This window comes from Haloferula sp. A504 (assembly GCF_044385805.1).
Classification (GTDB): Bacteria; Verrucomicrobiota; Verrucomicrobiia; order Verrucomicrobiales; family Akkermansiaceae; genus Haloferula.
In genome coordinates this window covers 1-26,369 of sequence record NZ_JBISBU010000022.1, presented here as the reverse complement: position 1 = coordinate 26,369, position 26,369 = coordinate 1, and the positions used below count along the sequence as shown (strand labels likewise).

The 26,369-nt window shown below is 61.8% G+C and carries 17 protein-coding genes and 1 pseudogene; 15 read left to right on the top strand and 3 right to left on the bottom strand.

Annotated features, from left to right (window positions below; translation table 11 throughout):
* Window positions 1-74: 74 nt before the first annotated feature.
* The 14 genes and pseudogenes from ACG2LG_RS12170 to ACG2LG_RS12105 all read left to right on the top strand — a co-directional run bounded on the left by ACG2LG_RS12170 (window position 75) and on the right by ACG2LG_RS12105 (window position 19,524).
* On the top strand, window positions 75-770 hold the full coding sequence (locus ACG2LG_RS12170; RefSeq protein ID WP_396259341.1) for a PEP-CTERM sorting domain-containing protein: 696 nt from the start codon (window positions 75-77) through the stop codon (window positions 768-770).
* Between the two features lie 87 nt (window positions 771-857).
* The gene (locus tag ACG2LG_RS12165; RefSeq protein WP_396259339.1) at window positions 858-4,016 is read left to right on the top strand and encodes a sulfatase-like hydrolase/transferase; all 3,159 of its coding nucleotides are present in this window, start codon (window positions 858-860) and stop codon (window positions 4,014-4,016) included.
* 77 nt (window positions 4,017-4,093) lie between these two features.
* Entirely contained in the window at window positions 4,094-6,640 is a 2,547-nt protein-coding gene (locus ACG2LG_RS12160) for a sulfatase-like hydrolase/transferase (protein ID WP_396259337.1), read from the top strand.
* Between the two features lie 197 nt (window positions 6,641-6,837).
* The gene (locus tag ACG2LG_RS12155; RefSeq protein ID WP_396259336.1) at window positions 6,838-7,539 is read left to right on the top strand and encodes a PEP-CTERM sorting domain-containing protein; all 702 of its coding nucleotides are present in this window, start codon (window positions 6,838-6,840) and stop codon (window positions 7,537-7,539) included.
* A gap of 152 nt (window positions 7,540-7,691) precedes the next feature.
* Window positions 7,692-10,949: a sulfatase-like hydrolase/transferase gene (locus tag ACG2LG_RS12150; protein WP_396259334.1), complete on the top strand. Its 3,258-nt coding sequence runs from the start codon at window positions 7,692-7,694 to the stop codon at window positions 10,947-10,949.
* A gap of 546 nt (window positions 10,950-11,495) precedes the next feature.
* Window positions 11,496-11,652 (top strand): annotated as a pseudogene (locus tag ACG2LG_RS12145) (transposase); the annotation flags it as partial.
* Window positions 11,653-11,943: 291 nt separating this feature from the next.
* Entirely contained in the window at window positions 11,944-13,158 is a 1,215-nt protein-coding gene (locus ACG2LG_RS12140; protein ID WP_396259332.1) for a hypothetical protein, read from the top strand.
* Window positions 13,159-13,177: 19 nt separating this feature from the next.
* Entirely contained in the window at window positions 13,178-14,728 is a 1,551-nt protein-coding gene (locus ACG2LG_RS12135; protein ID WP_396259330.1) for a hypothetical protein, read from the top strand.
* Between the two features lie 124 nt (window positions 14,729-14,852).
* Window positions 14,853-15,050: a helix-turn-helix domain-containing protein gene (locus ACG2LG_RS12130; RefSeq protein WP_396259328.1), complete on the top strand. Its 198-nt coding sequence runs from the start codon at window positions 14,853-14,855 to the stop codon at window positions 15,048-15,050.
* 638 nt (window positions 15,051-15,688) lie between these two features.
* Window positions 15,689-15,898, top strand: a complete 210-nt coding sequence (locus tag ACG2LG_RS12125) for a hypothetical protein (protein WP_396259326.1) — start codon at window positions 15,689-15,691, stop codon at window positions 15,896-15,898.
* Window positions 15,895-16,383 (top strand): hypothetical protein, encoded by a 489-nt coding sequence (locus ACG2LG_RS12120; RefSeq protein ID WP_396259324.1) that lies wholly within the window; start codon window positions 15,895-15,897, stop codon window positions 16,381-16,383. The genes ACG2LG_RS12125 and ACG2LG_RS12120 overlap by 4 nt, the downstream gene beginning before the upstream one ends.
* Window positions 16,380-17,654, top strand: a complete 1,275-nt coding sequence (locus ACG2LG_RS12115) for a DNA polymerase (protein WP_396259323.1) — start codon at window positions 16,380-16,382, stop codon at window positions 17,652-17,654. Before ACG2LG_RS12120 ends, ACG2LG_RS12115 begins: the two co-directional genes overlap by 4 nt.
* Window positions 17,655-17,775: 121 nt before the next feature.
* A complete protein-coding gene (locus ACG2LG_RS12110) occupies window positions 17,776-18,096 on the top strand; it encodes a hypothetical protein (protein ID WP_396259322.1) in 321 nt (106 codons plus the stop codon).
* 537 nt (window positions 18,097-18,633) lie between these two features.
* Window positions 18,634-19,524 carry a hypothetical protein gene (locus ACG2LG_RS12105; protein ID WP_396259321.1) on the top strand — a complete coding sequence of 297 codons (891 nt, stop codon included), beginning with the start codon at window positions 18,634-18,636 and terminating at the stop codon, window positions 19,522-19,524.
* A gap of 107 nt (window positions 19,525-19,631) precedes the next feature.
* On the opposite strand, the gene ACG2LG_RS12100 is transcribed toward ACG2LG_RS12105, so the two are convergent.
* The 3 genes from ACG2LG_RS12100 to ACG2LG_RS12090 all read right to left on the bottom strand — a co-directional run bounded on the left by ACG2LG_RS12100 (window position 19,632) and on the right by ACG2LG_RS12090 (window position 23,294).
* Complete coding sequence (locus tag ACG2LG_RS12100; RefSeq protein WP_396259319.1) at window positions 19,632-19,757, bottom strand: hypothetical protein; 126 nt, start codon at window positions 19,755-19,757, stop codon at window positions 19,632-19,634.
* A 472-nt stretch (window positions 19,758-20,229) separates the two neighbouring features.
* Window positions 20,230-20,736 carry a hypothetical protein gene (locus tag ACG2LG_RS12095; RefSeq protein ID WP_396259317.1) on the bottom strand — a complete coding sequence of 169 codons (507 nt, stop codon included), beginning with the start codon at window positions 20,734-20,736 and terminating at the stop codon, window positions 20,230-20,232.
* 5 nt (window positions 20,737-20,741) lie between these two features.
* Window positions 20,742-23,294, bottom strand: coding sequence for a proteasome accessory factor PafA2 family protein (locus ACG2LG_RS12090; protein WP_396259315.1), 2,553 nt, complete (start codon window positions 23,292-23,294; stop codon window positions 20,742-20,744).
* A 516-nt stretch (window positions 23,295-23,810) separates the two neighbouring features.
* Between ACG2LG_RS12090 and ACG2LG_RS12085 the strand changes: the two genes are divergently transcribed.
* The coding region (locus ACG2LG_RS12085) for a TIR domain-containing protein (RefSeq protein ID WP_396259313.1) at window positions 23,811-26,369 on the top strand (2,559 nt) is incomplete at its 3' end.

Here is a 26,369-nt window from a genome sequence, read left to right as displayed (position 1 = left end):
AGGCTTCCCCGCAGCCAAACCTCGAGCCCAACAGCACTTCCCACCAAATTTATCACTCCACAGATCTCCCAGCCATGAAACTCGCCAGCACAGAACTCCTTACACTTGCTGCCATCCTCTTCTCTGGCAGCTTGCATGCCGCCGTGACTTTCACGGTCACCGAATCGGTTCCCGACGGGGCCAACGGCTCAGGAACTCGCGCCCTGTCAACCACACTCGGGGACATCTCTGCACCGGCGAATCTTTTGACTACCACCTACACCATATCGAATCTCGACTTAACCAGCGTTGGCGGCACTCTCACTGATACAATCGCCTTTGATATCACCTACTCCCAAACCGGCGGCACCGGAGTCCAGTTCAACGGATTTGGTAATGTCTCGGTGCGTGGTGATAGTGGTGATGACAACCAGATCGATGTTGGTGAGACGTTGACGGCAGCGGTCTCTCTCAACGCCGGCCTCACGACATTCGGCGGCGTGATCGGCCTCGGCTTGGTCAATGCCGATGTCGGCGGTTTAGGTCCCTCTGAAGAATGGAATGTCATCCATGATGGCGGCACGATTGGAAGGACAGGGATCGCTGAAAGACTCACAAGCTTCGCCTCTTCTTCCTTCGTTACCATTCAACCCGTACAGAGCAACACCGGTAATGATGCTATGAATTTGCAGGGCTTCGACGTGGTAATCAACGCTGCGGTTCCCGAGCCTTCGTCGCTTGCGTTGGTTTCCGGCTTCGTCGGCTTGTCCTTGCTGCGCCGCCGTCGCTGAGATGGCAGGTTTTTCAATATGATCCCATTCTTACGGGATATCCAAGACACCCGGGGGCAAATTGCCCTCGGGTGTTTTTTCGGCCATATGAAAACATCTCCCTTGTTCCTTATCCTGCTCAACTTGCTGTTGGCAGCGGCTCAAGGCGCTCCCAAACCCAACATTCTCTACCTCTACGTCGATGACATGGGCTGGGGATCGATCGGGCCCAACGGGCAGGCCCAGCGTAAACTTGACGGCCTGCCTCATGTCCTGACCCCCAACATAGATAGCCTGGCAGATCAGGGGGTGAATTTCACCCGGGCCTACGGCTGCACGGTCTGCTCCCCGGCCCGCTCCTCGCAGCAGTCCGGCTTTCACCAGGGCCACACCTACGCCGACCGCAATGACCCCGATAACGCACGCAAGGCGATGCGGGCCGACGACCGGTTGATGGGCGACGTGCTCTCGGAGGCCGGATACGCCACCGGCTACTGGGGCAAATGGGGCTACGGCGCCTCGCAGGATCAATCCAATCCGCAGATCCTCAACCTCCAGACGCTACCCACCTCCCACGGCTACCAGGACGTTCTGGCCGAACTCCACCACATCCGGGCCCACACCTTCTACCAGCCGACCCTTTGGAAAGCGCCCGCCACCGCAGGGGCCCTCGGCGGACTGGAACTGGTTCCCAACTCGATCGCGGCCTACGGCAACAACGCCAACTACCCCGAAACACCCGCCTTTCAAAGCGATCCCGGCTACCCGGCTACCAGCTACTGCGACGATGCCTACTGTTTTGCCGCCCTCGATTTCGTCCGCGCGCAGGCGCAGACCTACCATTCCACCGGCCAGCCCTTTTTCGGCCTGCTGGCCGTTCAGGTACCCCATTCCCCCTACGCCGAAATCAGCCAATTGCCGAATTGGGACGCCGCCTACTCGGGCAATGCACCCTTTGCCGGCATGTCCAGCGAGGCCAAGCAATGGGCGGCGATGGTCACGCGCATCGATGCCCACCTGGGCAACATCCTGGCCGCGCTGGAGGACCCCAACAACGATGGAGACACCAGCGACTCCGTGGCTGACAACACGATCGTCATCTTTATGTCGGACAATGGTGGGCCAAGCAACAACGCCCGTTCGGAGATCAATGCCAACGGCGGTCTCCGCGGGAGCAAAGGCAGCATCTACGAAGGCGGCATCCGCGTGCCAATGGTCATCCGCTGGCCCGCGATGATCAACACCACTTCATCACTTCAACCTGGCACGAACAGCGATCAGCCCATCGATGTCACCGACCTGCTCCCCACACTCTGCGATGTGGTGGGTGTCGAAACGCCGTTGGGCATCGACGGCGTCTCGATCGCCCCGACCCTCACCGGCAGCGGCCACCAGCGGACGCGGGAATATCTGATCCATGAGGCGCAGCCCAATTACTCCATCATCCGCGGGGACATGAAGCTGGTTGGCCCCGGAAACGCGCTCTATAACCTCGCGACCGATCCCGACGAATCAGACGATATCTCCGGCAGCAATACGGCTCTCGTCGCCGAACTCAGCGCGATCGCCCTGGCCGAACGCGTCACCGAGCCAGCCTGGTCCGCCATCACCTATCACCAATGGACGGGCAATGACGGAGACGTCACCTCCGACGCTGCCCACTGGTCCGATTACGAATACCGGAACGCCCTCAACAACACCGTCTATCAGACCGACAGCGGCGCACCGAACGCTTCATGGATTGCGCGGATGGAGAACAGCGGTACCACGCCGGCCACCGCCACTGCGGATGCCGATCTCGAGGTGCTGGGCCTGGAGGTCCGGGGTGCATCGACCACCGCCACCCAGACTCTCGAAGTCGGCTCCCGGACGCTCACCGCACGCAACGAACTGCGCCTCTCCGCCCATTCGAAGCTCACGCTCGACAACGGCATGGTTCGATCTCAGCGGCGGATCGACCTGCGGGAAGACGGCACGCTTGAAGGCGCGGGCACGCTCGACACCTCGCTCCACAGTGCGGGCACGCTGGCCGTCACCGAATCGAGCGGCACCACCATCCCCGGCTCCGGCACCGAACTGCTGACCAACGGCGGATTCGAAAGCGGCAGCGGCACCGCCTTCAGTGCCACCGACAGCTGGACCAACCTCGGCGGAGATCAGTCGGTCAACGCCCGCAACACCACCAATCCAAGCTCCGGCAGCTACCGTGGCATCGTGGGCAACGGATCCAACGGGCCGGTTTCTCCATCCACCGATACCGGTCTCACGATCCAGACTGGTGATGCCTTTACGCTGAGCTTCCAACACGCGGGTGCCTTGAACTGGGATCTCGGCGCAGACACGATCACCGCCACGCTCTACTATCAGGACGGCGGCGACCATACCATCGGCAGCATCACCGTCACACCCACGCAGGATTTCTCCACCGGCTACAACTCGGCCAGCACCGAAATCGCCGCCACAGCCGGTTCAGTCGGACAATCGCTTTGGCTGCGGATCGAATCAGCCACCGCCGAGTCCAGTGGCGAGTTCGCATCCATCGACGATGTCTCCCTGCTACGCAACGGCGACCCGGTCACGGTTTCCGGCAGCCGCAGCCTTCAAATCACCGGCGACTACCGCGAGTCAACCGGGGCGACCCTCGAACTCACCCTCGCCGGAAGTGAGGCGGAGAATCACTCCCAGCTTCTCATTGCTGGCTCCGCCACCCTGGCCGGTAGCCTGGCGGTCACCGTCGACCCCGGCTTCACGCCGGCTCGCGGTGACTCCTTCACCATCCTCACCGCCGGATCCCTTACAGGCACCTACAACCATCCGGAACAACGCGTCACCGGCTCCGACGGCACTCTCTTTGACATCACTTACACCGGCACCACGGTCACCCTCACTGCGGACGCAACCACCGCCCAGGGCACACCTTATTCGTGGCTCGAGTTTTACGAGATCGACGGCGGTGACCATGAAGCCGCCGACCTGATCGACCACGATGGCGACGGGATGCTGGCCTGGGAGGAATACCTGGCCGGTACCAATCCGACCAGTCCCCGTTCGTTCTTCGCGGCATCCATATCGACGGCATCGGGCAGTCTTGAGATTCGTTGGCCCAGCGCTCCGGGGAGAGTGTACCGCATCCTTGAGTCCGGCGATCTCGTGACGCCCTTCGCCCCCTTTGCGGGCCCGTTCTCAGCCACTCCCCCGGAAAACGTCTTCCCCATTCCCGATGGGCCGAGCCACCGGTTCTTCCAGATTCAGGTCGAACTGGAGTGAGGGAGCTCTAGCGGCACTTGGCCTCACAGCCATTTCCCTTCCGCCAAACCGCCCTCATGAAGCCCCGCTCGAAAATGATGATAGGTTCGCTCCCCCTGAGCATGCTCGCCACGGCGGCTCTCGTCGGCATCGGCGCCCACGGCGGAAACGCCGCAGAGGAGCGACCCAACGTGATCGTCATCATGGCCGACGACCTGGGCTACGGCGATGTCGGTGCCTATGGAGCGGATCCGGCCGTGTTGGCGACGCCTCAGATCGACCGGCTTGCCTCTGAGGGGCTGCGCTTCACCAGCGGCTACAGCGCCAACTCGACCTGCACCCCCACCCGCTACGCCTTCATGACCGGGCGATATGCGTGGCGGAGCAGCGGCACGGGGATCGGAGGCATCAACTCCACCCTGGTCATTGATCCCGAACGCAGGACCATCGCGGACATCTTCAAGTCGGCGGGATACGCCACGGCCGTGGTCGGAAAATGGCATCTCGGCCTCGGTTCGGGGGCTGCCCCGGACTGGAACGGAGTGCTCAGTCCCGGTCCCCTGGAACTGGGCTTCGACTACTGCTTCCTGCTACCGAACACCAATGACCGCGTGCCCAGCGTCTATGTCGAAAATCATGCCGTCGCGAACCTCGATCCGGCCGATCCACTGACGGTCAGCAGCAGCCAGATTCCCGACAGCAATCCATACAGCGGCGTTCCCGCCAGTGCACTGACCTACACTTCCAGCCACGGGCACAACAACTCCGTGCACAACGGCGTCGGCCGCATCGGATACTTCAGCGGAGGCCAGGCGGCACGCTGGCGCGACGAGGACATGACGGATGACTTCATGAACAAGGCGCTGGCCTGGATCGAGGCCAACCGGAACGGGCCATTCTTTCTCTTCTTCTCCTCCCAGGATTGCCATGTGCCGCGGCTGCCCCACGAGCGGTTCCAGGGTGTTTCCGCACTCGGCTGGCGGGGCGATGCCATTGCCCAGATCGATTGGAGCGTCGGGGCGATCCTCGACAAGCTCGAGGCGCTCGGCATCGAGGACGATACCCTCATCGTTTTCTGCAGCGATAATGGCCCGGTTCTCGACGATGGATACAACGACGACTCCGTTTCCAAGAACACGGCTACCGGCCATCAACCCGCAGGAATCCACCGGGGCGGAAAATACAGCGTCTTCGAAGGAGGCACACGCACCCCGTTCATCACCTGGTGGCCCGGCCGGATCGCCGCCGGGCAGGTCTCGGATGAAATCGTCTGCTCGCTCGACCTCGCCGCCAGTTTCGCGGCCATGACCGGGCAGGTGCGCCCCGACTCCAACGCCTATCCGGACAGCCAAAATCTCCTCGAGCCGCTCCTTGGCGTGACCGGCACCCGGGGGCGCGAGCACCTGATCCAGGCGAACAACACCGGATCCTCGCTCGGCTTCCGCCAGGGTCGCTGGAAAATCGTGGGCACCGGCGAACTCTACGACCTCGAAAACGATCCGTCCGAGTCCGCCAACCTCGCCGCCACCCACCCGCAACGGCTCGCCGACCTGATCGCACGAAGAAACGAATTGACGGCCATGAGCGGCACCGCCCTGTCACTCTCCGCTACGGTCACCGCAGGCGGGATCGAGCTGTCCTGGCCGGAAGACCCCGACCCGGCCGCCGACAGCTACACCCTCTTTCGGGCCACCGGTCCGGCCGGTCCCTACACCCCGGTGGCAAGCAATCTGAGCACCGCCGGATACACCGATGCCAGCGTGATCCAGGGCATCCCCTATTTCTACTATTACCGAACGTCCTACGCGAGTCCGGAGCAGTCCATCCCCAGCAACATCGTGTCGGCGGAGTCTCCCCGCGCGGGCGGCTCGCCTCTGGTTGTTCAGGCCGAGGATGCCGCGATCACCGCTGGATTCATCAACAACCTCGGCGGGGGCTGGAGCGGAAGCGGCTATGTCGATCTCGACGAGGGCGGGGCGGTCACCTTCTCCGTCGATCTCGCGGAGGCGGGAACCTACTCGCTGGCATTCCGCGTGGCCGGCGCGGTCGATGCCATGGCGGCCGAAGTTTCCGTCAACGGCGTCGCGGTTCGGAGTGCACTGCCCTGCCCGAACACCGGAAGCTGGAACAACGCATGGCAGGAGGTCTCCCAACCCGGTGTCGCTTTGAACGCCGGTGTCAACACGCTGCGCTTCCGCGACAACGGCAACAATCAGCCCCAACTCGATCAGCTCACCCTCCTCTCCGACGCCTCCCGTGCCCCCTATGCGCTCTGGGCGGAGTTTCACCAACTGCGCACGGGGCTCGACGGCGACGAGGATGGGGATCGGCTGTCCAATCTGGGCGAATATGCGTGGGGCGGTCATCCGACCGACCCGGCGGACCGCGGACACCCGTTGCAGGTCTCCCATGCAGGGGGCACCCTCAGCTTTTCCTTCCCCCGGCGCTCCGATCCCGATGCCGGTCTCGAAGATCAGGTCCAGTCCTCACCGGACCTCAGCCCGGACTCCTGGAGCGAGATCACCGATGGCACCATCGAGGTAACCCCAGATGGCTTCTCCGAAGGGTTTGATCGGGTGACCCTCACATGGCCCCTTCCGTCCGCACCACGGCATTTCCTGCGCGTAGTGGCCGGGCTGAGATGATTCACCGGCGAAAGGCAGGCAAGCGTTGCCGGAATCGGCGCCCTGAGGAGCCGTCTGGACAGCTAAGCCCACTCCCACTCAGATCCTGGCTAAATTTTGGTAACAGCGACTTTTCAATTGCGGGTTGAACAGCCGGCTTCGCAGCCGCCATCTTACCGCCAACAGAGAAGGCTACCACACCCCCAATGCAAATGATCATGAAACTCATCCAACCCATCATCCTATCCTCCCTCATGGTCGCAGGCAGTTTGCAGGCAGCCGTGGTGATAACCGTTACCGATGTCACCCCATTGACAGGCGATCCCAATAATGGACCTCCAAATTCGTTCACCGGGACAACGACTCCGGGGATATTCGCTAGCGCCAATGAGATTCCTGGCGAGCTTCCTAACTTGGGCTACACTTTGACCGGAGCGGACTTGACAAGTCTCGGTGCGACGGAGTTTGGAGGAGCGGGAACTGGAGTGATCCAATTCCAAGTAGCATTCACACAGACTGGAGGATCAGCTGTTCAGGAATCAGCCACCAGTGGCAAAGTTTCCGTCACTGGAGGTAATAGCAACCGAATAGATGACGGTGAGACTTTGACAGCGACAATTGCTGGAATCAGCATCATCGGATATGACGGCATCGACGGGTCGGATCTAAGCATTGGTTTTACATATGCCCAACTCAGCAATGTGACTGGCACATTAGATATTACCCACGAGGCTGGCACTGTTGCCACCACCACCGATGCTACTTTCGATACTTCCAGCTTTTTCACTATTACATCCGGAGCTGGAGAAATCGCAGCCCTGAACGCTTACACCATCGAGATCACCGCGGTTCCCGAGCCCTCCGCCGCTGCTCTACTGGGAGGCCTGTGCATGTTGGCACTTCTGCGCCGACGCCGCTGAGCGAACTTGCTTCCAATCCGGCTCTCACGAGTCGGATCACATGACTTCCGGGCCGCCCAGAAGGGCGGCCCGTTATGGATACCGATCCAGCCGTCGTTCGATGAAATCGCTCGAGGGGCGGACTTCTCTTCACAGATCAAGATCCACCAACCGTGCATCCACAAAACACCGCCCATCTGGCCCTACTCTTGCTGGTCTTCAGCGCCGCTTCGGCATCCGCCACTGTCGTCTGGGAAGAAAAGTTCGCCAGCGAGCCCACCTGGGCCGCCGACAGCATCTCCCCCGGGGTCACCGAGGATGTAACCGCCACTGGCACCAAGTTCATCCGGGGCGGCGGCCGGGTGGATCATCGAACGAGCGCCGGAAGCGATGGCGCAGCCGGGGTCATGCGGCTGCGACCCAGCGACAACCCGGACGGGGAAACCCGCGGATTCTCCATTCTGTTGGACTCCACCATCCTCACCCCCGGCAGCTACACCTTGAGCTACTACCTGAGCACCAACGCTTCTGCCGAACCGGAAGACTACGTCCATGCCAGCGTTTGGGAGGCCGACTCCTCAGGGGGAAGCGGCAGCTACACCATCAACGTCATGCCGGGTGTGAGCGCCCTGCCCACTGTGGACGCCGGTACAGCGACTCCGGCCCTTCTCGGATCGAAACAAACGACTCTTCCCGACAACACGGACTTTACCCTTCAATCCTTCGACTTCAACTACACCGGGGGAGATGTGATCCTCTTGTTCGCCACCATCGAGGGCAATGCGGGCGGCGACGGACAAGATGTCTATTTCCTGGACAACGTCCAGATCACAGCCTCCGACCCGCCGCCTTCCTCAAGCCAACCGAACATCATCTTTCTGTTCGCGGACGATGCCGGCTACCAGGACTTCGGCTTTCAGGACCCCTTGACCGGACAGACCACCGAGTTCCTCACGCCGAACCTCGACCAGCTTGCCCAGCAGAGCATCCTCTGTAGCGCGGCCTACGTTTCGTCATCGGTGTGCAGCCCGTCTCGCGCCGGCTTGCTCAGTGGACGCATGCAGAACCGCTTCGGCTACGAGGGCAACGTGGCGAATGCCAACGACCCCAACGACGGGATGCCGCTCGACGAGAAGCTCATCTTCGAACGGCTCGGAGAACTGGGCTACGAGATCGGCGTCGTGGGCAAGTGGCACATTGGCCGCCATCTCACCAAACAACCGAAACAGCGCGGCGTGGACTACTTTTACGGCATGTGGGGCGGCTCCCGTCAGTACTTCGGCACGGAGTCCAGCGACGACAAGAGATTGCGTGACAACGATGGCAACTGGCGCAGCAACTGGGTCAACGAGCCGTCTTTCAACGGCATCGCGCCAGACCCCACCCACGGCCGCCACCTGACGGATGCCTTTGGCGATGCCGCCTGCGAATTCATCCACGCAAACGCCAACACCGGCCAGCCCTTCTTCCTTTACCTCCCCTTCACCACGCCGCACGGTCCCTACGACTTGTCCAAGGCCGAAGACCTCGCCCTGTTCTCGGGCTTTACCGACTGGACCGCGAACCACAGGAACTCGGCCGCCCTGGTTCATGCCATGGACCGCGCGATCGGCTACATCCTCGACCGTCTCGAAGATCCGAACAACGACGGCGACACCGCCGACTCCATCGCCGGAAACACGATCGTTGTCTTTACCAACGACAACGGCGGCCCCACCAACAAGGACGAAGCTCACCGCAACTTCCCTCTCCACGGAGACAAGGGCTCACCCTACGAGGGCGGGCATCGGGTTCCCTTCATCGTCCGCATTCCCGACCCCGCAAATCCAGGACAATACCACGTCGGCACCTATGCTCATGCGATCAGCACCCTCGACATGTATCCCACCTTCGTCGAGGCCGCCGGCGGCACGGTCGAGAAACAGACCGACGGCGTCAACCTGCTGCCCTACCTGACCGGTGAAAACACAAGTCCACCGCATGAACGCCTCGTCTGGCGCCGGAAACCGGACTGGGCCATTTTGGAAGGAGAATGGAAGCTCAGCGGCACGTCATCGGGCAACCGGCTGAACCGCATCAATGCCAATGGCTCCGGCGAGCCCGACGACCTTTCCGCCACCTATCCCGAGATCCGCCAGGACCTGCTCGAAAAGTTCGTCGCCTACGAGGTGCAGTTCGACAAGGAGCGGTGGACGGATGCGAGTTCCAACCGCTTCGACGACTTCCGTTTCCGCGAGAGCGTCGCCACCAACCAGAACTTCTCGACCGCCAACGCCTGGACCGATGGCTCCTCCAACAAGACCATGGTGACCAACGACGTCTACCCGAACCTCTCCCTCGAATTCCGTCCACGCAACGATGCCGACTACACCGCCAACAACGACCTCGACCGACTGACCGCGTTGGGTTTCATGCTCAACGAGATCGTCTTTGCAGGCAGCTTCGGCGGCACCGCCGACCGCACCGCCACCGTGACCGGGAACCCGATGATGTTTGTCAACGACCAGACCGGCACCCCGCCGGGCCTGCGGCTTGACGCCACCAGCACCTCAAGTTCCAGCTACAGCTTCGAGATCGCCAACGATCTGATTCTCTACAACGACTTCGAGATCACCGGCGAAAGCCCGCTGGACTACCTCGTCAGCGGCGACATCTCGGTCTTCGCGAATCCCTGTTCGCTGACCAAGAGTGGTGCGGCCAGGGTGAAACTCGCCGGTGCCAACGCCTGGGGAGGCACCACCCGCATTCAGGGCGGCACTCTGGCCCTCGCCTCCGGCATGCAGACCCGTTCGCTCGAGATGATGGCTGGAGCCACTCTCGAGATGAACCTCGACAACACGATCACCGTGGACGGGACCGCCGCCCTCCAGGGACATCTGAAAGTGCTACCCGGCACCGCAAACTCTCCCACCCTGATCCAGGCTACCTCGATCAGCGGGCGTTTCACCACTACCAGCCTGCCTGCCCCGCCGTCCGGCGAACACTGGCAGTTGGTCTACACCGCGACCAGCGTCGAACTCACCACCGGTGCCTTCCCCGACACCGACGGCGACCTGCTGGACGACAACTGGGAAATCTCCCAGTTCGGCAACCTCACCGCCAGCCGGGGCGGGAATGACAACTTCGATGGCGATCCGGACAGCGACCTTATGGAGCTCATCACCGGCACCGCCGCCAACGATCCAAGCTCGTTCTTCCGCACGACCGTTTCCGCGCCGGCTCCCTCGACCTTGCGAATCGACTTCGACGGCCGCACCGGCCGCAGCTACGTGATTGAAACCAGCGAGTCGCTCGACGGGGGCGATTGGACCGAACGCAGCAGCATCGGCCCTCTAGGGGCCGACGGCCCGCAGTCGCTGCAATACGCCGCTCCCGGCAGCCCGCCAGCTCTCTTCGGAAGGATTCGGATTTCCAGCGACACCGGCCCCTAGTGTCCCGCGCGGAAAGAGCGTCGGCTTTCGCGCGAGAAATTTTTTCCAAATGCAAGGCGTGAGGAGAAAGCAAATCGAGATTTGTGACCGACGAGCAACGCCGCAGTTGGGAAAAAGATCCGCGCCCCTTCCCCCCGTCGAGCAAAGCGAGCAAACTTCAAAAATCCTCCACAAATACGAAAGGTGACGAACTTGACGCGCGGGATACTAGCGGGGAGCTTCATCGTCCCCTTGATTGCGGACTATCCTAATCGAGGTTTCAGCGCTTCGGGAGATCGCCATTGAAGCGTGGCCGGGTCGTCGCTCATCTTGATGAAGTTCGCTCCCTTTGCCTCATCAACCGCTCTCCCCGCTGACGTGACCACCTTTCGTTCGGCAGGACTCGCTCACCACCTTTGGTTATTGGGTTTTCCAAAGGTGGTTGCAAACCGCCACCCGCCCCCGGCTTCATTGGGTTTCCGGGGGCGGGTGGCAATATGCACGGAGTCAGCGACCTTTTGGATCCCCAGATTCTGTATGGCCAGCCGTTGAGCTGAAGGGCTTCGCTCCCTGGCCACCCTCGCCCGCACCCTGCGCTCCTGTAGCCAGGAAATCCGCCTGCATGTGGCGGTTCACCAAGATCAACGGCATCACTGAAGGATTCCACCGCAACATGAAGCTCATGCAACGAAGAGCCTACGACTTCACGAACTTCCAAGACTAATCGCCCAGTGCGGATGACCCCTGACACAAGAAATGAAAACGGGTTCCCCCCCAATCCATATTTTGGCCCCGCCTCACCGACCATCCGAAAGCACTGACCCCCGGCCCGGACAAGCCGGAGCAGGGGTTTAGTGGTCGGAGCGGCCAGATTCGAACTGACGACATCCTGCTCCCGAACCCAACAATCTTTCGTAACTTCCTGAGCCTCATGACCCCTTTGTCCTCCCATGTCCCCCATGTCGGGGCCTGTCTCGACTTTTAAGGGCAATAAGGGCACCATCGCTCCAGTCCGATGGCCAAGCCCGCCAGATTCTCTCCACACAAGATCACCCGGGGCAAATGGGTGGTGAACATCCCGCCTGCGTATTCCGACTCGGGCCGGCGGGAACGCCACTTTTACAAGAGCCGCAAGGCTGCCGAGGAGGCGGCCGCAAAACTTCGCGAAGAGAAGGAGACCTTTGGCGAGCAGGCACGCGCCATCTCCCCCACCCTCGCTGACCAGGCACATGCTGCGGCGAAGCTGCTGGCACCCTATGACGTCTCCCTTCTCGACGTCGTCCAACGCTTCGTGGCAGCCGAACAGGAGATGCGAAGCTCGACGAAGGTGGCGGAGGCCGTGGATGCCTTCGCCAAGACGAAGGAGCACCTGAGCAACAAGCAACAGCAGGCGGTCCGCTACATGAGCAAGCATCTCAAGGAGGACTTTGGTGGCCGGATGCTCTCAGGCATCACGACCCAGGAGCTTACGGAGCACATTGATTCACGAACCGATGGAGCAAGCGCCTTCAATGGACGCCGCCGACTGCTTGTGACCTTCTGGCGATGGGCGGTGAAGCAGCCCCGGCATTGGGCCAAGGCAGAGGTCGCCGAGAACATCGAAACCAAGAAAACCCAGACACAAGAGATCGGGATCCTCACCGCCAAGGAGGCAGCCAGGCTGATGGCTGCGGCTGAAGCTCATTTCCCCGACTGCGTGCCGGGCTTTGCGATCGCCCTCTTCACGGGCATGCGCCAGGCCGAGCTTTCCCGCCTGACCCCGGAAGACATCACCGAGGAAGGAATCCGGGTGCCGGCCGCCAGCGCGAAAACGAAGCGCCGCCGATTCGTGAACATGCCCTCCCCGCTGGCAGCATGGCTCGAGGCGTACCCCATCGGTAAGAGCGTTCTTCCGCCGAACTGGAAACGGAAGGAAATGGCCGTGCGGCGGCTGGCCGGTTTCCGGGTCTGGTCGGATCTGGTGCCCAGCATGAAGCTCAAGCCCAAGCTGAAGGCCAAGCCGCCGACGAAACTGCCCAAGTGGCCTGACAATGCCCTGCGGCACACCCACGCGACCGTCGCGATCGCCACCGGTGCCACGATCGAGCTGCTGACTTTCGAGTTCGGCCACAGCGGTGGACCACAAATGCTCCGCTCCCACTACGTTGGGGCCATGCCCAAGAACGAGGCACTGGCCATTCTCCAAATCGGTCCTAAAGGCGAGAAGCTTCCCCTGGTGGAGGTGGCATAGGCCTTGGCCCTAGAAATCCATGAGCCAGAAGCGACGAGGCGAAAAAGAGTTTCAAGCGGCTGAGGAGGAGCGACTCAAACAGAGCGAGGAAGAACGCCAAAGGAGGGCGTTGGCCCTGGAGGCGCAGGAACCCGCCCGAGAGATCAGGGAGGCGGCCCAAATCCTGGAAAGTGCCATCCAAAATTCCGATCGGGATTCTCTTCTCGACTGGATGGAGCAGCACGGCTGGGAAAGGCCGATGCCGGCGTTTGACTATCACCAGGCTATTGAGGGAATTCAGAATCTAAGAAGAGCGGCCTCGATTGGAGAAACGAAAGCAGTTGGCTACCTTCACCGCCTTGCCTGCGAAGTCAGTGACCATCTGGCGGCAATCCTTGCCTCGGATGGAACGGTCACGGGCACCGATTGCGAGCGAGATGCACCAATCGACTCCGAAGCGGTCTCAACTGCGCTTGCTACGCTCGGCCGAGCTGATCCAGCTGTCCTGAGGGCGACCGCCGAGGGGCTTGCCCGAGAGGTCCCTTCCTGGCAGTTCGTTCCACTTCCTTTCGGTTTCGTTGAGGCAATCCGGGGCAAGCGGTCCGGAGTTTCATCCCCTGCGCACAAGCAAGATGATGCTTCTCTGTCCGGGGAGAATGCCTCCGGCGCATCGGGCTCTTCTCCCGAGAGGCCCGATGAAGCACCTGCCCTTTCTCAGGCGGGAGGGGCTGGTACGCATGGTGCCGAGCCCGTCGAGGAATTCGACCTGTTGAAGAGCAAGATTGCAGACCGCCTTCCAGCGGCGCTGCTCGACCCTTTGATCCGCTCATTGAATCGAGGTGATTCGGGGCGCGACCAGAGGCCTTCTGAAAAGGCTTCGATTGCTAAGGGGCTGCCCGTCGAATGCGAGACCTTGCTTGAACGAATGCTTGAGCGTCGGTTCCTCGGGGAAGCCGTCGACGCCGCACGCGAAGTCTTGCTTCAGCGTGACAGATGGCCTCAGATCCTCGTTCGCGATCGCATTGATGGAACTTCGCTTTGGCCTCCTCACGAGTGCCTCGAAGACCTTGGCGAAGGCCTACTTCCGGACCAATTCGAGGATCTGTGGAGGGCAAAGGAGGGCTCTCCGCGGCGAGTCGCTGCAGAGATCGCGCGAGTCCTGAACTCCGAGCGGGAACGGAAAGACTGGCGAACCCCAGCAGAACTCTTGGAGGCGCTCGAACGGCTCGAAAGATGGAATTGTAGCTTTGAGGCCCGAGACTTCGGTTTCGTGGAGTCAGAGGCCCGGGTCTTGACCGAGACCCTTGGCACCCCTCAGGACGCCAACACGCTCAAGCTGCGAATTGTCGAGTCGATCTGGAAACGCCGTGCCCGTCTTCTTCCGCCGTTGGAGATGAAGCATCGGGACGATTGGCTGGCCGCGGGCAGGGCTTACCTGATGTTCGCTGCTTCCTTGCGGTGGATGGAGAACCACGCGCCTGACCGGCTTCCAAAGAGCGAGATCGTGCTCGCAGAGTTTGAAGCATGGTGCGGGGCTGATCTGCGTCGAAAGTTGAGGGACGGCTTCAAGCTGCTGGTCGAACGTCAGTAGGCAACCGGCTTGGCAAGTCCGGCGAGTCAAGCCACTTCACCGACGAAAACTGGACTTAGCTTTCCGGGCTTTCGTCGCGCAAGCCCCTGCCCAGGATTTCATTCCGTTGCATGCTTGGGGCGGAATGTCGCCAAAAGGACACAACGAACTTCTGACCGCAGCCGACGTCGCAAGCGTCCTCAAGGTCTCCCCCCGATCTGTCACGAGATGGGCCAGCAAGGGCCGCATCCCCGCCGCAGTGCGGACCGAACGGGTGCTCCGTTTTCGTTTGGAAGACGTTCTTAGGGCGCTCGCGCCGACCACACGTGGCGAGAGTTCCTGACGCAAATTTCCAGGGGTCGGCCGTCCTTGCCCCAAGGCGCCGACGACAAAACACCGGGGCAAAATGACATGACAACAACCACAGCAATGCCCGACGATTGGGACGAAAACATTACGGAACCCACCAGTGAACACGAGGCCGGCGAGGGTGCTCCACCACCGCAGCCTAGAGCAGGCAACCCTCCCTCGCCGGACGAGGACCCGCCTGCAACAGACGAGCGCGAGCTCCCGCCAGACACTCCAGCGACCGAAGGCCCCAGCTCCGTCCGGGCCAGAATTCTAGCTGCACGAAAGGCGCCCGAGCAGGTCGCCCAGCTAATCGCGAGCCAAAGTGAGCAGCTCAGTGTCCCCATCTACAAGCGGCCACCGGACGCATCCTATTGGCGCGTCCGGGCCGGTGGCGAATGGGAGCCCCAAGCGTCAGAGGTACTTCTTCTCCCCCGAAAGGACGGCGGAGGAGGGCCGGAGTTCTTGTTGGTCCTCCCCGACCTCGAGCCGGTGTTTAATCGCGACCCACGGCTGAAAAATCTGGTCCGCTATCACTATTTGGCTTTCGTGACTGACGTCCGAGGGCGCGTCGGTTGGTGGGCGGTCCCCTCGCGCTCTGAAAATGATTGGCACGTCTCAGCGCGAACCGCGATGCGCCGCCTCATCGGGGAGTGGGGTATGATCAAGGCCGACAGCGCCGCGAAAGGCTACAACCTTGAGAGACCCGAAGACGACCTTGGGAAGCCAGTCTGGGCGCCAGGCTCCTACGAGGATTGGTTCGTCAAGGGCTTCAGCGACAAGCTCCTGGACTCAGAAGACCACCCGGTTCTTCGCGAACTTCAAGGGAGGAACGCGCGATGATCCATTTCGTAGGCATCGACTTCGAATTCCGCGAGAGCAAATCGGGGCAGGTAGAGGTTGTCTGCATGGTCGCGATCGATCTCGAGACCGACCGGGTTTACCGGACGTGGCTCGAGGGAAGGAAGCCCCCGCGCCCGCCCTTCCCTCGGTTGCGAAAAACGATCCTGGTCGCCCACGCCGTAGCCCCCGCAGAAGCTCGCTGCTGGCGGGCCCTAGGGTGGAAACAGCCGGCGGCTTGGATCGACACCTACGCCGAGGCCCGGATTCGCGCCTGCGGCGGGAGGCCCGACGGGGGGTTCGGCCTCCTTGCCTGTTGTCGACGCCATGGCATCGAGGCCATCTCGTCCGACGAGAAGGAGAGCATGAGGGACCTCGTCTTGAAGGGCGCGCCCTACAGCGAGAAGGAGAAGGCCAAGATTCTGGACTATTGCGAGACCGACGTGCGCGAGACGATCGCCCTCTTTAAACGTTTATCCGGCGGATGAACCTCCAGCAAGCCATTCTCCGGGGCGCCAGCATGGCGGCATTCGGGGCGATCGGAGATCGCGGACTACCGGTTGACGTCGAGCGCTACAAGCAAGTCCGGCATCTGGGAAATATTGGGCTACGGCAGCTGTGGCAAGAGCATCTCGACGCATACAGGCTGATGGACAAAGGTAGCTTCTGCTACGAACGGTTCGCTCAGTTGGTTTCCGACTCCGGCATGCTTTGGCCGCGCACGGACACGGGGCGCTTCCGAACTGACAAGGACACGCTCAAGGATGCGGCCAAGGCCCATGGAGAGCCATGGGCAAGCGTCTATGAGCTGGTCCGCTCGATTGCAGAGGGCGCAGTGGACGGGCTCAAGCTTGGGCGTGATGGGCGGCTCTACGCCGCCCCGAAGCCGTTCATGACGATCTCCGGCCGCTCCGCTCCCTCGACGTCCGAGTTCCTGTTTCTGGGACCCAAGTGGCTTCGCTCGCTTCTACAGCCCCCCGAGAACAAGTCCCTGCTCCAATTCGACTGGTCGAATCAAGAGTACGCCATCGCTGCCGCCCTATCCCAAGACCCAGCCATGATGGCGGCCTACTCGGCGGGAGACCCGTATCTGGCCTTCGCGAAGGTCGCTGGGGCGGTTCCCGAGGTGGCCACCAAGGACTCCCATCCAACTGAGCGCGCTGCTTACAAGGTTGTCTCGCTGGCCGTCCTCATGGGCATGGGGGTCGGCAGCATTGGGCGACAAACGGGCATGGGGTTTTTCGGGGGCCGGGAGCTTCTGCGAAAGCACAAGGAAACATTCCCTGTCTTCTGGTCTTGGTCCGACGCCGTTGCCTCCACAGGAGCGGCGGCCCGTGACATCGAGACGGCATTCGGGCTGATCTACAATCCTGAGGACCCGGCGCAGTTCAGGCCCCGAACGGCGAGGAACTTCCTGCTGCAGTCGACCGGTTCGGACATGCTGCGGGTGGCAGTTCTCTTGCTGGAGGATGCAGGCATCAACGTGGTCGCAACGATCCATGACGCGGTAGTCGTGGAGTGCCAGACGTGCGAGTCGCCTGAGGTCGAAGAGATCGTGGTGAGCCTCATGGAGGAAGCTTCGAGGATCACGCTGTGGGACCGCCTCACCGTTCGGGTGGACAGGCCAAAAGTTGACCCTGATCGCGGGGAGGTCACCCAAGTCGACCACCCCTACCATTTTCAGGACAAGAAGGGCATCATCACCTGGCGCAAGATGGCTTCGCTGCTGGGTCTCGCCTTAGACGGGAACCATGGGTGAACTCCGCAACAAGATCCTTTCAGCGCGCAAGCCGGCCAGAACGCATGAGTCTTTCAGGGCCGCGGGCATGCCTCGTAGAATTGTCCCGGAGGGCAATAGCCCTTTTAGAATCTCTGATTCTGTGAATAGGACCATAGTCTCCCAGGGACCGCCCCGGGAGGCCATGATCTGGGCCGACGATGTCCTCCGCAAAAAGGCGCGGAGGCATGAACGGGTGATTCTTGCAGTAAGGGATGCGGCAAGGCAGGCTGAGAGGCTCGGAAAGGACATTTCCGTGGATGATATCTACGTTGCTGACTCGATTCGGGAGGGCTGGAATCTGAGATCTGATCAACTGAGCAAGGGCCTCACCGCACTGGAGAAGCAGGGGGTCGTTCGCTTCACACGTAAGCGGAGGCGGGGCCCTCATGCCCGGTTCGTGTTGATAAGGCGTCCCGAGTGACACAGCTCCACGTCAGGCCCGTCCTGCGGCCCGAAGAGAGGATCGAAGCCTCAGCCCCAAGCCCGTGTCCAGCTTCTTCTTCCCGCCTTTCGGCGGACTCGACCGGGGCTTGCTGGATGGCTTCATCTCATCTTTCCGGTAGTCGTGAAACGCCTGGAAAAATTCACGGATCTTCAGGTCCTCGGTAACCCGACCGCTACTTTTTGCAGAACATTCGGGACGGTATCATTCTCATTCCGTGTTGGAGCGCTCCGGTGATCGATCTGTGCCCACCCAGAGATGGCGCCGTCACCAGCCGGCACTCGGGTCGTTCGACCCTCTTTCGCCAGAGACCCGGGAGGCAAGCCAAGGCCAGCAATGAAAAAAAAATCGCGACACAGCGCCCGTCTCAGGACACTGAGGACATACGGAACGCCCTCAATTTCAAAGAGTTGCAATCCATGATCCAACCGCTTCCGTTTGACCTGCTCCGAGAAGTCGGCACCCCTACGACCGATGCAGCGGAGGACGACATCGCCTAACAACCAAGCCAAATCAATGAGACCAAAGAAAGAAGTCAACAAATACCGAAAGGACTACGATGCCCTTTGGACGTTCACGTCATCCCCTGAGGGATTCATCGAGCCACCGGAATACCTGAAATCGGTGGAATCGAAGATTGGAGGCGGCCACAATCCCGAAACCATTCTAGATTCCTTCCTTTCGAACGCGGCGGTGTTCGCGGCAGCCCTGCGCCAGCGCGGCGGGATCCAGCTTCGCTTCAACGAGTATGGCGCCACGATCTACTTCCCTTCCCGTCACAAAGACTGCGATCACGGGATGGTTTTCGTGGCCATCCCGATGGACGAGGTGATCAAGGAGACCGTCGCCGATGCCAAGGAAACCGGATGGTTCGGGATGGGTCCGGAGGCCGAGCCGGCAGGCGAACTCGATGACTTCTACCGACAACTACGCCCGCACCTCGCGGCACTGGGCGAGAATCCCTCTGGGGAGGACTCCACGAATCCGCACAAAGAACCACCTGCTGTCGAACACCAGGCTGAGCCGCAGAATCTGGGTTCGGAGGAGGCTGTCTGCAAATGCTTTGGTGCCAGCAAGACCGTGGGCATCCCCGATCTCACCCTCTACACGATCGACCGGGACGGGATTCCCCCAAGACGTGTGCTCCGCACAGACTCGGAGCTCTTCATCTCGGCGCGCGACCTTGAAGCCCTGCTTGGCGGCGAACAGGATGCCATGGAGTTCATCAGGCCTGCCGACTGTCTTCGATTGCCGACCGAAGCCACGATCCAGCACTCCGGGGATTCCTCTCCCGAACGCTTGGAGCGCGACTACATTGCCCTGCCGACCGCCATCAAGCTTCTGCGGAATCACCAGCTGCTCGATGCCGCCAATTCCCTCGAAGTCTTCGACGGTCATTTCATCTGAATACGCTCAACTCGGACGGCTCCGGCAATTCCAGGCAGCCCCTGGCAAAAAGAAGGCCGCACGCCCGGGGCTCAAGGCCCCGGACGCCGGATTTTCTTCTAGGCGGACTACGCCCGAGGCGGCGGGGGCATCTCGACGCGGACTTCGAGGCCCAGACCCTCGAGGCCCTCACGCATGCGGCGCAGGATGCGCTTGGTGGCACCTTTGAGCAGTTCGGGCTCGGCACAGGCCACGCTCAACCTCCGCCCGGCCCAGGAACGGCTCGCCTGGCACCGGGAAGAGGTCTTCGGGAGGTAGCCGGGCTACAGTTGCCGGCTTCGGTAGCCACAGACGCAGCGTGCTCCCCCCACTTCCATGCAGCAGAAGTATCTGGTCCCGGCGTTACCGGTGGCGACCGTCACATCGGTAACCGTGGTACTCCCACCGTTGCCAGTAGGTGCCAAGGATTCCCACTCCGGACGTAACTGCTCGTCGGCAAACGCACAACCGGGCCGCAGAGGATCACGGAAGGTCGAGGGATATTCCCGCGATTGGTCTTCTCCTACCGTCATCAGCGCGGACATAAAGAGATCGAGTCTCACCGGAGCTGCGGTTGCGGCGAAACGTCAGGACGAGACGAGTTCCACCGTCCCCAATCCGGCAAGACCCAACCGAGCCACCGGCTCGAGCACCGTGTTTGCATGCACAGCCCGGAAGGCTGCCGCCTCAGAAACACGCGGGATCCTTCGCGATCCTCTCCATTTCCTCATGATACTCCTTGAGCACGGCGGGCTGACTCTCGGGACTCACGATTTGGAAGTAGCTCCACCACCCGACCAGCCAGACCGAGCCAACGGGTTTGAATCTCAGCTCTTCGCACCAATCCGCCGGCAACGCGATCTCGTGCTCCGGGCTTGGCTCGATCACCCGGCCCTTCGCCTGATGGCATTCCTTCGCCAACTGCCTTTCGCCCTCGGCATGCAGGTTCCAGTCGTTGATCTCTTCGGCCCGATAGCCCACTTCCCTATCAGTCAGCACTTCCAACGCCGGGGTGCCGAGGACCTCCACCCGGAACAAGAACATCCTCTCCTCCATCGCCGGGTGCCAGACGGCCGGAATCGTGATCTTGTGGGAAAGGCCGAGCCCCACTTCAAACACGCCCTCCAGTGCCAGCCCCTCGCTGCCAGCGCCATCGGGGCCTGTCTTCGAGGAATGATCGGCTCGCTCGGTCATTGGAATCAGACACCCCAGAACTGGTCGTTCATTTCGGCACCCTCGGGCGGATCAGGATCCGCCTCGCCGTCGCACCACAGATCCCAGTGGTCGACAATCTTCGCCAACCGGGGGCATGAAGCGAAGCCGCTGTATCGCCGCGCCTTGCGGGCAAGCGCGTTGCGTGCCTTGGCGCGTTTCGCCGGACTGTCGCCGGCCGACGACAAGCGCGTCAGCAACACGATGGTGCGCACCTCGCTCGGCATCCTGCGCCTCCTTTGTTCGGGCAGGACCGACTCGATAAGGATCCTCGATGCCGCCTGCCGGTCGCCCTGCGCGGCAAGCAGCCGCGCCTGCCCCGTCAGAACGGTGTCGAGCATGCTGGCCTTCAGGTCCGCATGACGGCAGATCATGTCCGCCAGGGTGAAGCGACGGCCCGCCTCCTCGTGGCTGCCAATCATGCGCTCGGCCTCGCCGAACTGCGTCACGATGCGGGCCTTCACGCTCTCGCTGGTTCGATCGTATTCTCCTGCGGAGATGGTGGTCTCAAGCAGTTGGAAGGCCTCGCTCGGCCGACATTGCCGGTTCAGCCACAATGCAAGGTGTGCCTTCCAACAGGCGATTCCCGAAGGCCGGGGATTCTCGAAAATCGCCATCTCCCGCCTGACCTCGTCGGCAAGGTCGGACACGCTGGATTGCCCCGCCAACCCCAGCCAGGTCGCCGCATTTGAAGACTCCCACAACCATTCAAGGCGATACGACTCGATCGCCTTGAGGTATTCAAGCACCGGGCGAAGATCGTCCGCCCGTTGCTGCCGACAGTAGAGCCTGGCCACGTTCTTCCAAAACCAAACCCTTTGGTTCGACAGGACCGTGACCGACGAGGCGGCACTAATGGACCGTTCCAGCACGTTCGCAGCCCGGACATAGTCGCCGGAGTCCATCCCCGATTGGGCGGTATTGCAGGCGATGCGGACGGTCTCAAGGCACTCCGGAATGGTTCCTGAAGATCTCCTGCCGGGAGGTCTCCTGCCGGGAGGTCTGGCATGCCCGGACTCCGGCACATCCCGCCACGTCCGATCCTCGACGCCCGCCACCTCCGGCATCTCCAGGATCTTGCCCTTGGCGATGAAAGACGTCCAGTGCGCACGGATGCCCCGGTCCCTGGTCTTTTCCGCTTCGGTGACCCATCCCATCTCGCGGACAAGTTCCGCACGAACCTTCGCACGCCCCGCTCTTGGCAGGGGCAACTCCAGCGGGTCGTCGGGCAAGCCGGCGGCGATGGCGTCAAGCTCCTCCAGCGGCGCGGCGACATGCTCGAAGAGCGAATCCTTCCCCAGCTCCATGTAGCGCGCATCCAGGGCAGCCAGCTGCTTCTTCAGCTGCACGAATCTGCCAATCTCCTCCCGACCATACTCATGCACCGCCAGCCGCAAGGCCTCATCGTACGCCGAATCGAACAACCATTGCCGCCTTCGCGATCGCTCCAGCAGTCCTGCCTGCGCCGGCTCCACGGCCTCCTCGATCTTCTGGTTGATCTCGCCAACCCTTTCCCAGGTCCATCCGTTGCGCGCCAGAACCTTCTCAAACAGCGCCAGCTTCGTCGGCCAGTCCAGTTCCCCCACCAAGTTCCGCCAGCCACCCGCGGACTCGAATGCGTCCACAACCCGCTGCCACTCGCTCAGGACGCGGGGAGCCCACTCGGGAAACAACTGGGTCTTCTTCCGTGCCCGCTCCAGAAACGTCCGCTGGATGGCGAGAATTCCCGAGAAGGAACCGTTCTTGATCATCGCCGGGACCTTCAACTGCGGATCGAGGGCGAAGTCATGCATCGCGCCCACCGGGTCCACCAGCTCAACCGAGGGATAGCGGCCCGAATCGAGCATCCGCACCACCAGCGCCGTGGAGGCGAACCGCAGCCACGTCGAGAGCGGTGCCCGGTTGCCATCGCCCGCGATGACGTGGACCCGGTGCCACTTCCCAAGGGCAGCCGCCTTGCCGATGTTGTGCAGGCCCCGCCCACTCTGGGTTTGCGCGTTCACCTGCCCCTTGATGAAGTGCGCGCGCGGCGAAAGGGTGAACCGGATCCCGGGGTACGTGACGTCCAACCCACCCGACCCGGTCATCAGGATGCGGCTCGCCAGCCACCCCATCATCGGCTTTGGGAGCACGGGCTTCCTAGCCTCGTAATTCTCGTGCGACCCCCAGCTCTCTCCCGACGCCAGGGAGACGTTGGCCTTCGAAACCCGGACCTCCTTGTAGCGCTGGTCAACGGCCACCCGTTCGGCCAGCTTCGCCATCATGCGGTCTGCCGCGAGGTCTTGGCGAAGCAACTCGTCCGGGTGGTCGCATTCCGGCGAGGCATACTCGTTGTGGGCGTGCCCGCCCTCGGACGCGTCTCGATAAAACCGGCCGGCCGACTCCAGCCACCACCCGTTCCCAATGCCATCGACATGCCGGAGGCGCCTGACGACTTCGGCATCGATGCGATCCAGAAGCCTCGGCAGGCTCGCGATCCTGCCGTTGCGGGTGATCGCCGAAACCGCGATCTCCCATTCCGAACCAAACCACAACCCCATCTTACCGACCTCCACTCGGGTTGTTGTGGCTGGGGCAGGGGCCATTGCCGGCCGACCCCGCGAACGGGATGTCGGCCAACCCGACGGCAGGAGGAAGAGAAGCGCGCGGCATGACGAGGGGTAGCCTACACCCTGCCAACCGCTGAAACCATCGTCGGCGGCTGGATTTCCCCAAAGGGCTCGAACGTTTGAACTTCAGGGATTTCCGCGACAAGCCGCGGGTAGATGGGCCATGCCTCGCCGGGGGCGATGGATCAGTGGGGCTGAAAGTTCGGGCTGCGCATCGTTTGGCGATTGCTCGGCAATGTTTGCCTGCTGATCGCCCTGCCTTGCCGTCAACTCCGGCTTCCGGCATACCCCATGGTGAAATGAAGCGGAATCTCCCCTCCCGTCAGCATGGCGTCCCCGTGTCCGACCCTCGACGTTTGCGGGTATGGGGATCTAACCACCGCTTGGAGAAAGGAGCCGCCTGTGGCCGCTGAAATCCACTGCCCCGAGTGCGGTTCAACCAGAACCATGGCCGTGCCGGACTCGCAGGCTTTCCTTTGCTATACCTGCAAACACGAGTTTACCCCTGCGAAGGTCATTGAGCCCCTCCGCATCTTCCTCAGCTACGGCCACGACGCCAACGAGGAACTCGTCCGCCGCATCAAGGCCGACCTGGAAAAGCGCGGGCACGATGTCTGGTTCGACAAGAACGACATCAAGTTCGGCGACGACTGGCGGCGCGAGATCACCGACGGCATCACCGGCAGCCACCGCGTCCTGTCCTTCCTCTCGAAACACTCCACCCGCGACCCCGGCGTCTGCCTCGATGAGATTGCCATCGCCATCGGCGTGAAGGGCGGGAACATCCAAACCATCCTCGTCGAGAGCGAGACCGAGGTGAAACCGCCCGCCAGCATCAGCCACATCCAGTGGCTCGACATGCATGACTGGAAGGCGCGGAAGGAAAGTGGCTCGGGCGTCCCGCCCGAGCATCCCGAATCAGGGCATTCCGATTCCTGGGAAACCTGGTATCAGGCCAAACTCGCCGAAATCATCCGCGTCGTGGAGAGCGACGAAAGCCGTCGCTTTGCCGGCGAGATCGAAACGCTCAGCGGCCACCTCAAGCCCATCGCCTCGGACTCCCGCATCTCCACCCTGCTCCGCAAAGGCTTCATCGGCCGCCAATGGCTCTTCGATGCCATCGAAAACTGGCGCAACCCCGGGACCGCCGGTCTCCCGACCGGCTCTTCTGAATCCATCCCCAATCTCCAATCTCCAATCCCCAATCTCCATTCTTCCACCCCCTCCCGCCTCTTCTGGATCACCGGCGACCCCGGCGTCGGCAAGAGCGCCTTTGCCGCGCACCTCACCCACTTCGGGCGCGACAAAGTCATCGCCGCCCAGTTCGTCGAATGGGACAAGCCCGACCACCGCGACGCCCGGCGCGTCGTCCGCAGCCTCGCCTTCCAACTCGCCACCCGCCTGCCCGACTACCGCAAGCTCCTGCTCACCCTGCCGGAAATCGCCGAACTGGACCGCAAGGACCCGGCGGAACTCTTCGACTACCTCCTTGCCAACCCGCTCAAGACCGTCATCGGCGGCGGACGCGAGCGGCTGCTCATCGTCATTGACGCACTCGACGAAGCCGACGGGGCCAGTGCCACCGGCGAGGCCGGGCGCAACCCGCTGGTGGAAATGCTCGCCCGCCACGCCACGCGCCTGCCCGACTGGCTCGGCCTCGTCGTCACCAGTCGACCGGAAAGTGCCGTTCAAACCCCGCTGCAAGGGCTGAACCCGTTCGTCCTCGACACCCGCACCGAGGCCAACCGCGCCGACCTCCGCGACTTCCTCCGCCACCAACTCGCCCCGCAACTCCAGCACCGCCCGGACTTGTCGCGCCAAAGCGACGCGGCGGCGGACGCCGACCGCCTGATCGGCCAAATCCTGGACAAGAGCGAAGGCGTCTTCCTCTACGCCGAACGCTTCTGCGACGACGTCCAGCACGGCCACCTCGCGCTCGACCGCCCGGACCAATTCCCGCAAGGCCTCGGCGGCATCTTCTGCCAATGGTTTCAACGCCAGTTCCCCGACCTGGAGAAATTCCGCAAAGAAATCCGTCCCGCACTCCGCGCCATCCTCGCCGCCCGCGAACCGCTGCCCGTGGAAATCCTCCAACGCCTCTTCCACTGGCAGGACGAAGAACTCCGCGACTTCACTCGCAACCTCGGCTCGCTGTTCCCGGTCGCGACACCCCCGTATCCGCGGATGGCCCACTACGACGCAGCTTTTCCACATCTTTACGCCCTCCACTACGCCACTCCCGAGACCGACCCAAAGGTCATCAATGCATACCACAAATCGCTCGCGGATTGGCTCACCAACGACGAGCCGGCAGGCAGCTACTTTGTAAGCTCGAAAGAAGGCCACCGCAGTCTGGCAGAGCTGGGTCTGAAGGAACTGCATCAGACTCCTCGCGCAATGTCGCCGTATCTAGTCTGCAACCTTCCGCAACACATCGCCACGATGAGGGACATTGCCCAGCTTCATGACGTGCTTAACGACCAGTGGTTTTGGGAACACAGTCCGGCGTTCTATCGGGATGACTTTTACGGATGTCTTGCGCAGGCGATGCCTCCGGAGGATGTCCTTGCTTCACTCGCACCAGCGTTTTCGTTTTTTGCTCAACGAGCCGTGGCGAAATCGCCGACCAAATTGGGTTACACGCTCTTCCCTCATGAACCCGGCGTGATTTTCGATGGCGGCACGCCGGTGTATGGGACAACCGACACAGGCACGTCGCTGGAATATTCAATCCCGCGGGGTGCTGTTGAGCCTTCGAGGGAGGTGCTTTATGACTTCGTTAAGTGCTGCCACAGCACTTTCCTTTCTACCTCTGCTTTTCTCCGCGGAGTTCCGAATCCAACTACTGCTGGATGGTATCGTGGTTTTTGGAAGCAATCTGGGCTACAGGCAACGCTGGATGACATCGAAAGGTATACTTCTCGGCATCATTATTTCGGATTTCTTGAGTGTGGCAGATATAGTCATCATTGCGGCTGCGTATTAACTCCCGATGATAGAATTGAA